Source organism: Chromobacterium sp. LK11 (genome assembly GCF_001043705.1).
Taxonomy (GTDB): domain Bacteria; phylum Pseudomonadota; class Gammaproteobacteria; order Burkholderiales; family Chromobacteriaceae; genus Chromobacterium; species Chromobacterium alkanivorans.
In genome coordinates this window covers 66142-82076 of record NZ_LDUR01000020.1, presented here as the reverse complement: position 1 = coordinate 82076, position 15935 = coordinate 66142, and the positions used below count along the sequence as shown (strand labels likewise).

Here is a 15935-nt window from a genome sequence, read left to right as displayed (position 1 = left end):
CATTATTCCGCCCCATCCTTCGCTTGTGAAGCATTTTTACTTCAGTCCTGCCGGGTGATGTCGCTGAGCTTGTCGGCGATATCCTGCGAGGTGGCGGCCTGTTCTTCCGAGGCGTTGGCGATTTCCACCACGAAATTGCGCATGGTGTTGATCTCGCCGACTATGGTCTGCAAGGCGCCCTCGGCGCGCTGGAAATCGCTTTCCGTGGTTTGCACCTGTTCGCGGCCCTGCTCGATGGCGCGCACATTGTGCTGCACCTCTCCCTGGATCGCGCGGATCATGTCGCCGATTTCCTGGGTGGCCTTGGTGGTGCGCTCGGCCAGCTTGCGCACCTCGTCCGCCACCACGGCGAAGCCGCGGCCCATCTCGCCGGCGCGCGCCGCCTCGATCGCCGCGTTCAAGGCCAGGAGGTTGGTCTGGTCGGCGATGTCCTTGATCACGTTGACGATGTGGCCGATGGCTTCCGAGCGCTGGCCCAGCGAGACCAGGCTGTCGGCGGTCTGGCGCACCATGGTGCCCACTTGCTGCATGCCCTGGCTGGTGTCGCTGACGATGGCCATGCTTTTCTTGGCCTCGCCCAGCATCAGTTCGGCGGATTCGGAGGTGGAGGAGGTCTGCACCGCCACGTTCTGGATGGTGGTGCTCATCGCCTGCATGTTCTCGGACAGCTCGTTGATGCGGGCCTCCAGGAATTCGCGGCGCTGGTTGCCCTGGTCTTGCAGTTGCTGGGCGCGGACTTCGGCGGATACGTCCTGAAAGCTGGCCATGAAACACAGCAGCTGGTCCGGATGGGCGGAGTCCCAGATCGGGAACACCTTGGTCTTGAACATGACCTCGCCCACCGGAATCATCGCGATATGCTGGTCTATCTTGCGGCTGGCCAGGTCGGCCAGGATGCGGCGGTTGTGTTCCGGGTCGCGGTGGAACTGGTGGATGCTGTGGCCGTGGGCGTGGTTGACGTCGACGCCGGCGCGGAATTTCTGGTTCATCATCTCTCGATGCCGGCTCAGGATGTCGCGCGCGGTCTTGTTCATGTAGAAGATCGCATTGTCGCGGCTGGTGTCGCACAGCATGATCAGATTGTCGGCGTGGTCCAGCACGCTCTCCAGTTGGCGCACCTGTCGCGCCGCGTCCGCGGTTTTGTCCACCGCCTTCATGAAGCCGAACATCCTCATCTCCCGCCTAGGTAGTTTTACTCAAGCAACAGCTGCTTGTGGTTTGGCTGAGGCGGGAGGGGAATGCAAGCCTTTTTTGATTTAAATCAAATGCAAAGCAGTGATTTTAAATGGTTAATTTATTCTCCAAGCGGCAGCAGCAGAGTCTCCTTGACCTCTTCCATCACCACATAGCTTTTGGATTCCTTGGCGGACGGCAGTTGCAGCAGGATGTCGCCCAGCAGCTTGCGGTACATCGACATGTCCGGGATGCGCGCCTTGATCAGGTAGTCGAACTCGCCGGAAACCAGGTGGCATTCCAGGATTTCCGGGATGCGCATGATTTCGCGGCGGAAGGCGTCGAAGATATTGCCGGATTTGGCCTCCAGCTTGATCTCCACGAACACCAGCAGCGCCGCGCCCATCGCATGCGGATTGAGGCGGGCGTAATAGCCTTCGATGATGCCGTCGCGCTCCATCCGACGCACCCGTTCGGTGCACGGCGTGGTGGAAAGTCCCACCTTTTCAGAGAGTTCCGTCATCGAGATGCGGCCGTTTTTCTGCAGCAGGCGCAGGATTTTCAGGTCGGTTTTATCCAGCGCTTTGTCGCTGCCAGTACTTTTCTTCATGTTTTCACTGTATCTATGAAAGTTTGCAGTTTTAAAATCTGTAGTCTGACGCTACTTTGGTGAAAAAACCCAGTGTTTCATTAATATACTACGCAAAATCACTATAGCCATGTAGTGCTGCAAACGGAGAGAGAAAATGAAGGTTATCGTGCTGGGCGGCGGTGTTCTGGGCGTGTCCACGGCTTGGTATCTGGCCAAGGCGGGTTGCGAGGTAACGGTGCTGGAGCGTCAGGAGGGCGTGGCGCTGGAAACCAGCTTCGGCAACGCCGGCCAGATCTCCCCCGGATATTCCACGCCCTGGGCCGCGCCGGGCATTCCGCTGAAGGCGGCCAAATGGCTGTTCCAGCGCCACGCGCCGCTGGCGGTGAAGCCGGACGGCAGTCTCTACCAGTTGCAGTGGATCGCCAAGATGCTGGCCAACTGCAATGAAGACGCTTACGTGGTGAACAAGAGCCGGATGATGCGTCTGGCCGAATACAGCCGCGACAAGATGAAAGAGCTGCGCGCCGAAACCGGCATCGGCTACGAGGCGCGCCAGGGCGGCACGCTGCAGCTGTTCCGCAGCCAGGCTCAAGTGGACGGCGTCAGCAAGGACATCGCGGTGCTCAAGGAGTGCGGCGTGGACTTCAAGGTGCTGGACCGGGACGGCTGCGCGGAAGTGGAGCCGGCGCTGGCCGGCGTCAAGCACAAGCTCTCCGGCGGCCTGCAACTGCCCAATGACGAAACCGGCGACTGCAATCTGTTCACCGCCCGCCTGGCCGAGATGGCGCGCGCCAAGGGGGTGGAATTCCGCTTCGGCGTGAGCGTGGACGGCATCGAGAGCGACGGCAAGCGCATCACCGGCATCCGCGTCGGCGACGATTTGCTGCGCGCCGACCACTACGTGGTGGCGATGGGCAGCTTCTCCCGCGACATGGTCAAGTCGCTGGGCATCGACATCCCGGTCTACCCGGTCAAGGGCTATTCGCTGACGGTGCCGATCACCAATCCGGCCGGCGCGCCGGTGTCCACGGTGCTGGACGAAACCTACAAGGTGGCGATCACCCGTTTCGACGACCGCATCCGCGTCGGCGGCATGGCCGAGCTGTCCGGCTACGATCTGTCGCTGAACCCGCGCCGCCGCGAAACGCTGGAAATGGTGGTGGGCGATCTGTACCCGAACGGCGGCGACATTCCGGCCGCCAGCTTCTGGACCGGCCTGCGGCCGATGACGCCGGACGGCACCCCCATCGTCGGCGGCACCCGCTTCGCCAATCTGTCGTTGAACACCGGCCACGGCACGCTGGGCTGGACCATGGGCGCCGGCTCCGGCAAGGTGCTGGCCGACATCATCACCGGCGCAAAGCCGGAGATCAGCCTGGACGGTCTGTCCATGCAGCGCTACGCCAAGCAGGGCGAAACCCTGGTGGTGCCGGCCGCGCGGCCGGCCGTGGCGGGCGCCTGAGCATGCGGCCGCTGATCGCCACCGTACGCACCCAATACCTGCGCGACAACTACCTGCTGGCCAAGCGCCAGCACGGCGGGCGGGTATTGGCGGTGCTGAAGGCCAATGGCTACGGTCACGACGCGACGCGTTGCGCCCAGGCGCTGGCCGATGTCGCCGACGGCTTCGCCGTCGCCTGCCTGGAGGAAGCGCTGCAGCTGCGCGCCGCCGGCGTGAGCGCGCCCATCCTGTTGCTGGAAGGGGTGTTCGAGGCGGCCGAACTGGCCGAGGTGGAACGTCACCGGCTGTGGCTGGTGGTGCAAAGCGAAGAGCAGTTGCGCATGCTGGAAGACGCGCAGCCGGCCGCGCCGTTCCAGGTCTGGTTGATGCTGGACAGCGGCATGCACCGCGAGGGCTTCCTGCCGCAGCATTACCGCGCGGCCTGGGAAAGATTGCAGGCCAGCGGCAAGGCGGAGAGCATCGTCAAGATGACTCACTTCGCGCGCGCCGACGAGCCGACGGTGCCGATGACCTTGGCGCAGATCGAAACCTTCGACGCCGCTACGGCGGGTCTGCCGGGCGAGGAGAGCGTGGCCAATTCCGCGGGCATCCTGTGCCATCCACGCTCGCGCCGCGACTGGGGCCGCGCCGGCATCCTGCTCTACGGCGCCAGCCCCTTGCCGGCGGGCTTCCCGCAGGGCGACGCGCTGAAGCCGGTGATGCGGTTGAGCAGCCGGATTTTCGGCGTGCGCGAGCTGGCCGCCGGCGAGCCTATCGGCTACGGCAACAACTTCGTCACCGAACGGCCCACCCGGGTGGGCCTGATCGCCGGCGGCTACGCCGACGGCTATCCGCGGCTGGCGTCCAGCGGCAGCCCGGTGGCGGTGGACGGCCGCCGTTCGCGCATCATCGGAAGGGTGTCGATGGACATGATCACCGTGGACCTGAGCGACTTGCCCGCCGCCGGCATCGGCAGCGAGGTGGAGCTGTGGGGAGACGCGGTGTCGGTCAACGAGGTGGCCGCCGCCGCCGGCAGTATTGCTTATGAATTGCTGTGCAATATCAAGCGCGCCCACTTTGTGTTCGAATAAGTTTTTTCTGATCTTCTGAAAGATATTTCAGAATCAAACGACTAAGCGGAAAGCCCGGCCTTTGGCCGGGTTTTTTTATTTGAATTGCATTTTGTGTTGCACTGACGCCGCAAGGCTGGCATCAAGGCTAGGTAATAGTGTCATTATTTGATAATTATTCTCATTAGTCTGGACGCGTCATGGAATTTCTGTTTTCCTTTATTTAAAAATAGTTACGAATCCGATGATGATTAAATATAAAAAACCATCTCCAGCTCGGCTCTGGCAGATGGCGGGGATCGTTTGTTGGGGCATGGCGGCGCAGGCCGCGGAGGTGCCCGGCATGTCTGGCAGCATGCATCAACAAATGGAAAACGATTCGCGGCGCCTGTTGCAGGACAACAGCCGCCGCTTCGACGCCATCATCCAGCAGCATAGGCTGCGGCAAATGCAGCCGGACAGCAATATGATGCGGCGGCCGCAAGCGGCGGACATGAGCGAGCTGGATTGCCTGCGCGTCAAAGGCGTGCGCCTGGCCGGCATCAAGCTGTTGAGCCGCAAGGAAGTGGCCTCGCTGGGCGAACTGGCCAGCGACTGCCTGAACAACGAGGAGCTGAACCGCTACAGCCGCGCCTTGACCCAGCTTTATCTAAAGAAGGGCTATATCGCCGCGCGCGTGGCGGCCGAAGGGCCGGACGAGCAGGGCGTGCTGACCTTGCGCGTGCACGAAGGCCGGGTGGAGAAAATCGTCAGCGACGACCGGCGCAGCAATCCGGCCACCTTGTTTCCCGGCGTGGTCGGCCGGCCGCTGAACATCCACGACGCGGACCAGGGGCTGGACCAGGCCAACCGCCTGCCGTCCAGCAAGGCGACGCTGGACATCCTGCCCGGCGAAACCGTCGGCGGTTCCATCCTCAGCCTGCGCAACAACCAGGACGCGCCGTGGCGGCTGAGCTTCAACGCCGACAACACCGGCCGCGACAACACCGGACGGGTACAGGCCGGCGTGGGCCTGTCCTGGGACAGCCCGCTGGGCCTGTCCGATTTCGTCAGCGTGTCGGCGCAGCGCACCAGCGACGACAACGCGGTGCGGCACAGCCGCAGCGAATCGCTGTTTTACTCTCTGCCTTACGGCTATTGGACTTTCAGCGGCTTCATCAGCCGCGCCGATTATCTGAACACGCAGCAGCTTCCCAATAATGTGGTGCAACTGTCCGGCAGCACCGCGCAGAGCGGCCTGCGCGTGGACCGGGTGCTGAGCAGGGGTCAGAACCAGACCACCTCGCTGATGGCGCAGCTGATCCATAAGCGGGTGCGAAATTACATTCAGGATGTCGAGTACGGGGTGTCCAGCCCCACGCTGAGCGTGGCCGAGTTGGGCTTGTCGCGCTTGCAGCTGCTCAGCGGCGGCGTGCTGATCGCCGACGCCGGCGTGCAGCGCGGCACGCGCTGGCTGGGGGCGAATGCGCCGGACCCGCGCGTGCCGGACGGCCCCAATCCGCAGTTCACCAAGTGGAAGGCTTCGCTGAACTGGTTGCAAAGCCTGGGCTTGCCCGGCGGCCCCTACCAGCTCAACAGCGCGCTGACCGGGCAGACCAGCCGCGACTATCTGCCCGGCGTCGAGCAGATGGACGTGTCCGACGCCAGCGCGGTGCGCGGCTTCCGCCGCAACTTTCTGGCCGGGGAAACCGCCTGGTTCTGGCGCAACACCTTGTCGCGCCGTTTCGAGGTGGCCGGCGTAGGCGTAACGCCGAGGATAGGCGTGGACGGCGGTCGGGTGTTGCCGAACCGTTCGGTTCTGCAGTGGCAGAGCATTGCCGGCGCCAGCCTGGGCCTGGCCTTCAGCTATCGCAAGGCCAGCCTGGATCTGGAATACAGCCGGCCTTTGTACAAGCCCGCCGGCTGGCAGCAGGAAGGCCATCAGCTGTTCGCCAGGGTGGCGGTTTCCTGGTGATGATTTTGTCATTTATTTTTTGATGTGAAGATTTTTTGAAAGAAATTAGTCGCGAAAGCGACTAAGCGATATTGGCAGTATTTCATTTGAATTGATTTAAAAAGAGACGTAGATTCGAAATCAAACGTATGTTTCATTGTGGGCGAGTCCGGCTGGCAGGCCGGCGCAGCCCGCGGAACATGGGTGGCTTGGATAGACGGTTTTGGACCGGATCTGCTTGTTCTCTGAATGAACGGGACTCAAATCATGAAGAAAAAAATAAATTTCGGCTTATCGGTAACGGGGAAAGTGGCCGCGGCGCTGACCCTGGCGTTTTGGGCGGCGGAAGCCGCGATGGCGGCCGGCATCGTCGCCGGCGGCAGCGGCGCGCAGCCGCAGGTGAGCAACGCCGCCAACGGCGCGGCGGTGGTCAATATCGTGGCGCCCAGCGCCGCGGGCCTGTCGCATAACCAGTACCAGGATTTCAACGTCGGCAAGCCGGGCGCGGTGTTCAACAACTCCGCCACCGGCGGCCAATCGCAGCTGGCCGGCCAGCTGGGCGCCAACGCGCAGCTGGGCGGACGCGAAGCCAGCGTGATTCTGAACGAAGTGATCAGCCGCAATCCGTCCTTGCTGCTGGGCAGGCAGGAAGTGTTCGGCAAGGCCGCCGACTACGTGCTGGCCAACCCCAACGGCATCACCTGCAGCGGCTGCGGCTTCATCAACACCCCGCGCGCATCGCTGCTGGTGGGCAACGCCAATATCGAGAACGGCGCCATCGCCTCCTTGCAGGCGGCGATGAACGGCAACGCGCTCAGCGTCAACGGCGCCGGCCTGAGCGGCGTCAACGTGCTGGATCTGATCGCGCCGCGCATCGACGTGCGCGGCAATGTCGCCGCGCGCGAGCAACTCAATATCCGCGCCGGCTTCAACCTGGTGGATTACCAGGGCGTCGACGCCAAGGTGCTGCGCAGCGACAAGGCGCCCGAGGGCGTGGGCTCGCTGGACAGCGTGTTCCTGGGCGCGATGCAGGCCGGCCGCATCAACATCATAAGCACCGCCGACGGCGCCGGCGTCAATGTGGGCGGCAGCCTGAACGGCGCGCAGGAAGTGTCGGTGGACGCGCGTCAGGGCAAGCTGGCGCTGGAAGGCGCGCAGATCCGCGCCAGCGAAGGCAAGGTGGCCTTGGCCGCGCGGCAGATCGACAGCCGCGGCCGGGCGGAAACCTCCACCACCCAGGACAGCGGCCACGACGAGAGCTGGTTCATCTGGAAAACCGGCGAAACCAATACCGCCAGCAAGGGCAGCGACACCCGCATCAAGCACAGCGTGATCAGCGCGCGCGACGATGTGAGCCTCAGCGCCGGCGACGCGGCGACCTTGGCCGCCACCGACATCAATGGCCGCAATGTGGCGCTCAGCGGCAAGGATCTGACGCTGGACAGCCAGCTGGCGGACAGCGCGTCCAGCAGCAGCAATCACGCCTGGAAAAACTCCTGGGCCTACAACCGCGACCAGAGCGAAAGCAGCCAGCGCCAGGAAGGCGTGCGCATCCGCGCCGAGCAGGACGCCACGCTGACCGCGGCGGCAACGGCGGCGGATAACCAGGCGACGGACGGCGCGCAACCGCGCGGCCAGATCGCCATCCGCGGCGGCAGCGTCAGCGCCGGCCAGGACATCCGCCTGCAGGCCGACGGCGGCGTGAAGCTGAGTGGCGTGGTGGAAACCGATACCCGCAGCGATAGGGGCAATCGCAAGAACGACGGCGCCAGCCTGGAAACCGGTTCCTGGGATCACGCTTCCAGCGAGCAACGCCTGGCGCAAAGCCAGCTGCGCGCCGGCCGCGATCTGGATATCCGCGCCAGCGGCGATATCGACGCCAAGGCGGCCAAGCTGGCCGCCGGCCGCGACGCCTCCCTGGATGCGGGCGGCGCGCTCGGCCTGGGCGTGCAGCAGACGACGAACCAGAACAGCCAACGCAACGACCAGGTGTACTGGGGCGGCATCGGCGGCGGCGGCAACCGCGACAACGGCAAGACCGACACCGTCAACACCGGCAGCGATCTGACCGCCGGCGGCAAGCTGACGCTGCACGGCGACAGCGTGGCCATCGCCGGCAGCCGCGCCCGCGGCGAGCGGGACGCGGTGGCGATCAGCCGCAGCGGCGACATCAGCATCGACAGCGTGGTCAACCAATCGCAAACCCGCACCGATCAGCGCAGCGGCACCGCCTTCAACATCACCAAGAGCAGCAGCAAGGGCAATGCCAGCCAGCAGCAGGCGGTCAACGCCGAGCTGAAGTCCGACACCAATCTGACCATCCTGTCCGCCAAGGACGTGGCGATCAGCGGCAGCCAGGTGCGCGCCGGCGGCGAATTGAACGTGGCCGCCAACGGCGACATCAAGGTGGCGGCGTCGCAGACCCGCGACACGGTGAAGAGCAAGGACACCGAGCTGGCGCTGCGCGGCGTCGGCGAGATCACCGGCGACAAGCAATACCGCGGCGGCGTGCGCATCGAACACAGCAGCAGCAGCGTGGACCGCGACGCGACGCAGAACCAGGCGGCGACGCTGTCCGGCGACAAGGTGGCGCTCAAGGCCCAGGGCGATCTGACCGTGACCGGCTCCAAGCTGAACGCCGGCGCCGGCGGCGCGACCCTCGGCGGCCAGAACGTCAGCCTGAACGCGGCGCAGGACACGGTGAAGGAAGGCAAGAGCAGCAGCGTCACCGGCGGCGGCCTCTATATCGACGCCGGCCTGGACAAGACCGGGGTGGCGTTGGGCGTGGACCAGAAGAACAGCCGCAGCCAGTCCGACAGCAGCACGGCCCAGGTCAGCGCCATCAACTCCAAGGGCGGCGTCAGCATCGTGGCCGGCAACGGCGACGGCGACATCCGCAACCAGGGCACCCAGGTCAAGGCCGACGGCGACATCAAGCTGGCCGGCGGCCGCATCGACAATCAGGCGGCCAACAGCACTCAGAAAACCACCACCGACAGCAGCCATTGGGGCGTGGAAGTGGGCGTCAACGCCGATTACAGCGGCGTGACCCGTCCGCTGGTGGCGGCCGGCGAGAAGGTGGCCAAGGGCGATGTGGCCGGCGCCGCGGGCGCGGCCGGCAATCTGGGCGCGGCCAATCTGGGCGTGGACCTCGGCGTCAAGGCCGGCGTCGGCAGCGAAACCCGCCAGTCCAGCACCGCGCAGGCCAGCAGCCTGAACGGCGGCAACGTCAAGGTGGACGCCAAGGCCGGGCTCAGCGATCAAGGCACCCAGTACCAGGCCGGCAATACGGTGGAGATCAAGGCGGACAGCCATCAGTTCAGCGCCGCGGCCAATACCCAGAGCCAGAGCGGCAGCAAGACCGAGGCGGATGTGGGCGTGCGCGTCTACACCACCACCGGCGAAGACGTGAACGTCAAGGCGGCCGGCAGCGGCAGCACGGTGACCAGCGCCTCGTCCAGCTCCAACGCGGTGACCGGCGGCATTCGCGCCGGCAACGGCGTCAAGGTGGAGGTGGACAACAACGCCGCCTACCAGGGCGTGACCATCGCCGGCGGCAAGGGCGCGGTCAGCGTCAGCGCCGGCGGCGACCTGAGCTTCAGCCAGGCCAACAACACAAGCAGCAGCGAGCAGCGCACCGTGGGCGGCAAGGCCAATCTGGCCATCACCACCAGCCCGATCGAAGGCGGCGGCAAGAATGTCGGCGGCAGCGGCGGGGTGGCGGTGAACGTGGACAAGCAGCAAGCCAAGTCCAGCACCGCCGTGACCGGCGGCGTGGACGCCGATGCCGGCGTGGCGTTGAGCGTCGGCGGCAAGCTGGCGCTGCAGGGCGACAAGATCGCCAGCCGCGGCGACGTGGCGCTGCAGGGCGACAAGGTGGAGTTCAAGGCCGCCGAGTCCAGCGCCGATAAATCCGGCAGCCAGTGGGGCTTCGACCTCAAGGCCGGCGGCAGCCAGAGCAATGGCCAGGAGAAGGCGAGCCAGGGCTTCAACGTGGGCGCCGGCGGCAATTACGCCAGCACCGACGAGTCCAGCCGCAGCCAGACCGGCGGCAGCGTGGTCAGCGGCGGCCAGGCCAGCATAGCGGCCGGCAGCGGCGGCATCCGTCTGAGCGGCACCCAGGTGCAGGGCGACAGCGCCAAGCTGAACAGCCAGGGCGATATCCGCCTGGAGTCGGCGCAGTCCAGCAGCCAGCGCAACAATTGGAGCGTGGCCGGCAATATCGGCGGCGGCAACAAGGCCAGCAGCGACAAGGAAAACGGCCAGATCAAGCCGGACAGCACCAAGAACGTGCACGACGTCAAGGCCGGTCTGGACGTGAAAGTGGACCAGCAGGACAAGTTGAGCAACGCCAACGCCGCGGTCACCGCCAAGCAGCAAGTGGAACTGAACGCCGAAGGCAACGCCACCCTGACCGGCGCCAACGTCAGCGGCAAGACCGTCGGCGGCCAGGTGGGCGGCAAGCTGGCGCTGGAAAGCCGTCAGGACCGCGACAATAGCGTGAAGGTGGATGTGTCGCTGGGCGTCAACAGCTCCAACGGCAAGGAAGCCAGCCTGGTCGACCAGGCCGCCGACAAGGCCGGCCCGCTGAAGGACAAGGTGAAAGAGAAGGGCACTGAGCTGGTCAACGCCGCGTCCGACAAGGTGAAGGAGAAGTACGACAGCCTGGCGTTCAACAAGGGCCTGAAGGAAGACACCACCAATGCGGTGAGCTTCAACGCCAACAGCGGAACCGTCACCCTGCCCGAGCAGCCGACCTCCGGCCCGGCCAAGTCCGGCACGCTGGACACGCTGGCGCGCAAAGGCGGCAACACGCTGAAGGACAAGCTGCTGAACGCCCAGGACAAGGGCACCGAGCTGAAGGCCGACGTGGACGTCAGCGTCAAGCGCGACAACTCGGTAGGCACCGTCACCGGCATCGCCGGCGCCGACGGCGTGACGCTGCAGGTGGGCGGCAAGACTCAGCTGACCGGCGCGACCATTTCGTCCGCCAACGGCAAGGTTGACCTGGGCGAGTCCAAGGTGGAAACCGCCGACATCGCCACCGAGCGCTACAACGGCGGCGGCGGGGTCAAGCTGAACAGCACGCCGTCCGGCATTCTGAAGCAGGCGGTCAGCGATGTGACTTCCGGCAAGGCGCCGCTGATCCGCGCCGAGCATCAGAATACGCCGGACGTGGTGAAAGGCGGCATTCAGAGCAAGTAAGACGCTCAATCCAAGCGAAAACCCCCGTCAGGAAACTGGCGGGGGTTTTGTTTTTAGTCGGCAGCTCTTAGGGCCTGTTCAAAGTCTCGCGAGCAAGGGCGAGACAAGACGAAAACGAGCGAAAAAGCGGAATGTACATGTGGTACATGAGCATTTTGAGCTCGTTTTCAACGCCGTATCGCTGAAGCGCAGCAGACTTTGAATAGGTTCTTACAAGGGTATGAACTCGGTCTCGCCCGGCACTATCGGAAAGCGCTGGGCGATCCAGTCCGCGCGGGCCTGGGCCAGCCGCTCGCGGCGGCTGGACACGAAATTCCAGTCCAGATAGCGTGGGCTGGCCGGCGGCGTGCCGCCCAGCAGCATCACCCGGCTGTCGCGCTGGGCAATCAGTTCGCCGCCCTGGGCGGTTCGCAGCAGGCCCAGCTGATTGACGCTCAGCGCGGCGCCGTCCACGTCCAATTCGCCGGCGGCGACATAGGCGGCCAGTTCGTCCACGCCTTCCGGCAGCGTCAGCCGCGAGCCGGCCGGCATCACGGCGCTGGCGTAGAACACCGGCAGCGGATAGGCGACCGGCGAGCGTTGACCCCAGCCGGCGCCGATCAGCAGGTTCAGCTCCACGCCGTCCTGCTTCCAGCGCGGCAAGTCCTCGGCCGGATAGTGGGCGAAGGCCGGCTCGCACTCTTCCAGCTCGTCCGGCAGCGCCAGCCACAGCTGCATGCCTTCCACCGCCACGCCTTGCCGGCGGATGTCGGCCGGCACCCGCTCGGAGTGGGTGATGCCGCTGCCGGCGGTCATCAGATTGACCGCGCCGGGCTCTATGCGCTGCACCGTGCCCAGGCTGTCGCGGTGCATCATCGCGCCGGAGAACAGATAGGTGACGGTGGCCAGGCCGATGTGCGGATGCGGCCGCACATCGCCGGCGTTGCCTTCGGCGGCGAAATGGGCCGGGCCCATGTGGTCGAGAAACACGAAGGGGCCGACGCGACGCGCCTGGCGGGTGGGCAGCAGCCGGCGCACCGGAAAGCCGATGTCGCGGTCCAGGCTGGTAATGGTTTGGGTAAGCAGCGGCATAATGCCTCCTGGCAATGGGTATGCGGGTCAGAAGCGTCCGTCGCGGAAATCGGCTATGGCTTCTTCCACTTGTTCGCGGCTATTCATCACAAACGGTCCCCACTGGGCGATGGGCTCGCCCAGAGGTTTGCCGGCAATCAGCAGCAGGCGGCTGTCGGCCGCGGCGCGGACGATGACGCCGTCGCTGCCGGCGCGATTGTCCAGCACCGCCATCTGCCTGGCCTTGGCACCGCGCTGTTGCGCGCCAACGGCGACCTCGCCCTGGTAGACGTAGAGAAAGGCGTTGTGGCCGGACGGGATTTCCAGCGCCTCTTCGCCGCCGGCGTCCAGATGCAGGTCCAGGTAGAGCGGCTCGGTGGCTTCGCGTTCCACCGCGCCGGCCTGGCCGCGCCAGTTGCCGGCGATCAGGCGGGCCGGGCCTTGGGCCGGCGCCGACGGAATTTCGGCGGCGGGAATGTCGCGATACCACGGCGCGCACAGCTTGCGCTTCGCCGGCAGGTTCAGCCACAGCTGGAAGCCGTGCATCAGGCCGTCTTCCTGCTCCGGCAGTTCGGAGTGGACGATGCCGCGGCCGGCGGTCATCCATTGCACGCCGCCGGGGCCGAGCAGGCCTTCGTTGCCGGCGTTGTCGCAGTGGCGCATGCGGCCGGCCAGCATATAGGTGACGGTTTCGAAGCCGCGGTGCGGATGGCTGGGGAAGCCGGCGATGTAGTCGCCGGGGTTGTCCGAGCGGAATTCGTCCAGCATCAGGAAGGGGTCCAGTCGCCGCTGCAGATCGGCGCTGAGCACGCGCAGCAGGCGCACGCCGGCGCCGTCGGTCACCGGCTGGCCGTCGACCAGACGTTCCGCTTCCCGGCTGATGAAAGAATGTTGCATGACCATGTCTCCCTGTGGCGCCGGACGGGCGTCCGGCGGTTGGCATGGTCGGATTATTGCGCGCCGCCGCGGCGCTTGATAGCGCAAAGAATTGCGCGCCAGGTTCAAATAATTTGAAGGCGCGGCGGCGGGCCTCAGCTCAGGGCGTTCTGCGAGCTTTGGCTGCGCAGATAGTCTTCCAGCGCGTGGCCGGCGGACAGGATGTGGAAGCGGATGAATTCCGCGGCCTCGTCTGCCTTGCCCTGGCGCGACAGCTCCAGCAGCTTGCTGTGTTCCTCGTGCGCCCGCTCCATGGTGCGGGTGAACAGGATCTGCATCCGGGTGTAGCGGTCGGTCTTGTTGTGCAGTTGCTCGATCAGCGCCAGCGTGTTCGGCCGCTTGGCGGCGCGGTACAGCGCCAGATGGAAGCGGGAGTTCAATTCGCCCCAGTGGCGCACGTCGTTGTTGCGCAGCGCTTGTTCGAATTCGCGCAGGGTTTGCTGGGCCAGATCGTGATCGGCCTTGGTGTGACAGGGGATGGCGGCCTTGAGCACCGAGCCTTCCAGCATCGCGCGGATTTCCAGCAGCTCCAGCACGTCTTCCAGCGACAGCTTGGACACCAGCGCGCCCTTGTGGTCGATGATCTGGATCAGGCCTTCGGCTTCCAGCTGGCGCAGCGCCTCGCGCACCGGCACCCGGCTGACGCCGTATTCATTGGACAGCGCCTCTTGGCGCAGTTGTTGGCCGTCGGCGAATTCCCCGGAGAGAATGCGCTGGCGCAGGGATTCGGTTACTGCACTGGTGAGCGTCTGGCGCTTGATCGGCTGCATGGTGGTCATCGTGGTGGGTGTCGTCGTCAGTCAAGCGGTGTCATGCAAATGTATTCGATTATACGGAGCTTGAACTGTCAGACAAGGCCCAAAACTGACCTTATGAGTCGCGAAAATGAAAAAACCCGGCGTTTGGCCGGGTTTTTGAAGGTTTGGGGTGGATGATGGGGCTCGAACCCACGACAACAGGAATCACAATCCTGGACTCTACCAACTGAGCTACATCCACCGCCGAAAGCGGTGAGCCGACGCCTTGAGGCGGCAACTTGAAATAGGGTGGGGTGGATGATGGGGCTCGAACCCACGACAACAGGAATCACAATCCTGGACTCTACCAACTGAGCTACATCCACCACTGAAACAACGACTGCATTGTACTACAAAATCTTTGGCGCGCCCGACAGGACTCGAACCTGTAACCCCCGGCTTAGAAGGCCGGTGCTCTATCCGGTTGAGCTACGGGCGCTCGGTCGGGCTTCGCCTTACTGCTGGTCGGGGCGGCGGGATTCGAACTCGCGACCCCCTGATCCCAAATCAGGTGCGCTACCAGGCTGCGCTACGCCCCGACGACAGAGACCGCAACTATACGGATGGCGATTTGGGCTGTCAACTAGTGTTTGCAATTAAATTGCGGCGGCGCGGGAGCGCAATATTGGGCGTATGGCGGGCAGGGCGGCAGTTCCCTTTATTTATCTTGATGTTAAGTAAGTTTTGTTGCGCAGCGGCATTTCGGAAGCGGCTGAAAAATGCGAGAATATGCGCCTTCTTTTTCAGCCTCTTTTATGGAACCGGCCCATGGCAGCACAACTGATTGACGGCAAAGCGGTAGCGGAAAAACTGATCGCCCAGGTGGGCGAGGGCGTGCAGGCGCGCCTGGCCGCGGGCAAGCGCGCCCCGGCGCTGGCGGTGATCCTGGTGGGCGAGGACCCGGCGTCCGCGGTGTACGTGGGCAGCAAGAAGCGCTCCTGCGAGAAAGCCGGCATCCGTTCGCTGGCCTACGACCTGCCGGCCGGCACCAGCCAACAGGAATTGCTGGACATCATCGATCGCTTGAACGCCGACGCTGACGTCGACGGCATCCTGGTGCAGCTGCCGCTGCCCAAGCAGATCGATCCTCAGGCGGTGATCGAGCGCATCGACCCTAAAAAGGATGTCGACGGTTTCCATCCCTATAATATGGGCCGGCTGGCGATCAAGATGCCGCTGCTGCGGCCGTGCACCCCGCGCGGCGTGATGACGCTGCTGGAAGAATACGGCATCGACCCTAAAGGCAAGAAGGCGGTGATCGTCGGCGCGTCCAATATCGTCGGCCGTCCGCAGGCGCTGGAAATGCTGCTGGCGCGCGCCACGGTGACGGTGTGCCACAGCGCCACCGCCGACCTGGCCGCCGAAGTGGCCGCGGCCGACATCGTGGTGGCGGCGGTAGGCATCCCCAACTTCGTCAAGGGCGAGTGGATCAAGCCGGGCGCGGTGGTGATCGACGTGGGCATCAACCGCTTGGACAGCGGCAAGCTGTGCGGCGACGTGGAGTTCTCCGCGGCGGTCGAGCGCGCCGGCTTCATCACCCCGGTGCCGGGCGGCGTCGGCCCGATGACGGTGGCCACCTTGCTGCAGAACACCCTGGATTCCGCCAATATGCACGCTTGAACGGCGCGTCCGTTCGGCCAAAACGCCATCGCCGCAGCCGCGGCGGCGGCGTTTTTGTTTTATCGACGGCATTGGCGACAAACGCTTGCAAACAAAGCGAGACGCTGGCGGCCCGGCT

General features: G+C 64.8%; 10 protein-coding genes and 4 tRNA genes. 5 read left to right on the top strand and 9 right to left on the bottom strand.

The features are described 5' to 3' along the window. Positions 1-41 precede the first annotated feature (41 nt). Positions 42-1169, bottom strand: a complete 1128-nt coding sequence (locus VK98_RS13915; RefSeq protein WP_048414601.1) for a methyl-accepting chemotaxis protein — start codon at positions 1167-1169, stop codon at positions 42-44. Positions 1170-1294: 125 nt separating this feature from the next. Then, entirely contained in the window at positions 1295-1783 is a 489-nt protein-coding gene (locus VK98_RS13910; RefSeq protein ID WP_048414600.1) for a winged helix-turn-helix transcriptional regulator, read from the bottom strand. 136 nt (positions 1784-1919) lie between these two features. On the opposite strand from VK98_RS13910, the gene VK98_RS13905 reads away from it, so the two are divergent. From VK98_RS13905 to VK98_RS13890, 4 genes are all read left to right on the top strand, one after another. Then, a complete protein-coding gene (locus VK98_RS13905; RefSeq protein ID WP_048414599.1) occupies positions 1920-3227 on the top strand; it encodes a D-amino acid dehydrogenase in 1308 nt (435 codons plus the stop codon). 2 nt (positions 3228-3229) lie between these two features. After that, positions 3230-4297, top strand: coding sequence for an alanine racemase (gene alr / locus VK98_RS13900; protein ID WP_048414598.1), 1068 nt, complete (start codon positions 3230-3232; stop codon positions 4295-4297). A gap of 322 nt (positions 4298-4619) precedes the next feature. Next, positions 4620-6230: a ShlB/FhaC/HecB family hemolysin secretion/activation protein gene (locus VK98_RS13895; protein WP_197083047.1), complete on the top strand. Its 1611-nt coding sequence runs from the start codon at positions 4620-4622 to the stop codon at positions 6228-6230. 246 nt (positions 6231-6476) lie between these two features. Further along, positions 6477-11414 (top strand): hemagglutinin repeat-containing protein, encoded by a 4938-nt coding sequence (locus VK98_RS13890; RefSeq protein WP_197083046.1) that lies wholly within the window; start codon positions 6477-6479, stop codon positions 11412-11414. A gap of 210 nt (positions 11415-11624) precedes the next feature. Here the strand turns inward: VK98_RS13890 and VK98_RS13885 are convergent, their stop codons facing one another. The 7 genes from VK98_RS13885 to VK98_RS13855 form a co-directional block, all read right to left on the bottom strand. After that, a complete protein-coding gene (locus VK98_RS13885; RefSeq protein ID WP_048414597.1) occupies positions 11625-12485 on the bottom strand; it encodes a pirin family protein in 861 nt (286 codons plus the stop codon). 27 nt (positions 12486-12512) lie between these two features. Beyond that, positions 12513-13361 carry a pirin family protein gene (locus VK98_RS13880; RefSeq protein WP_082159014.1) on the bottom strand — a complete coding sequence of 283 codons (849 nt, stop codon included), beginning with the start codon at positions 13359-13361 and terminating at the stop codon, positions 12513-12515. A 134-nt stretch (positions 13362-13495) separates the two neighbouring features. Beyond that, positions 13496-14170: a GntR family transcriptional regulator gene (locus tag VK98_RS13875; RefSeq protein WP_231589283.1), complete on the bottom strand. Its 675-nt coding sequence runs from the start codon at positions 14168-14170 to the stop codon at positions 13496-13498. A gap of 153 nt (positions 14171-14323) precedes the next feature. Next, positions 14324-14399: transfer RNA gene (locus VK98_RS13870), tRNA-His, on the bottom strand. Positions 14400-14447: 48 nt separating this feature from the next. Beyond that, a tRNA-His gene (locus tag VK98_RS13865) sits at positions 14448-14523 on the bottom strand. A gap of 36 nt (positions 14524-14559) precedes the next feature. Next, a tRNA-Arg gene (locus VK98_RS13860) sits at positions 14560-14636 on the bottom strand. A gap of 23 nt (positions 14637-14659) precedes the next feature. Continuing rightward, a tRNA-Pro gene (locus VK98_RS13855) sits at positions 14660-14736 on the bottom strand. 229 nt (positions 14737-14965) lie between these two features. Here VK98_RS13855 and folD point away from each other — a divergent pair. Further along, positions 14966-15817, top strand: coding sequence for a bifunctional methylenetetrahydrofolate dehydrogenase/methenyltetrahydrofolate cyclohydrolase FolD (folD, locus tag VK98_RS13850; protein WP_048414594.1), 852 nt, complete (start codon positions 14966-14968; stop codon positions 15815-15817). Positions 15818-15935 lie beyond the last annotated feature (118 nt).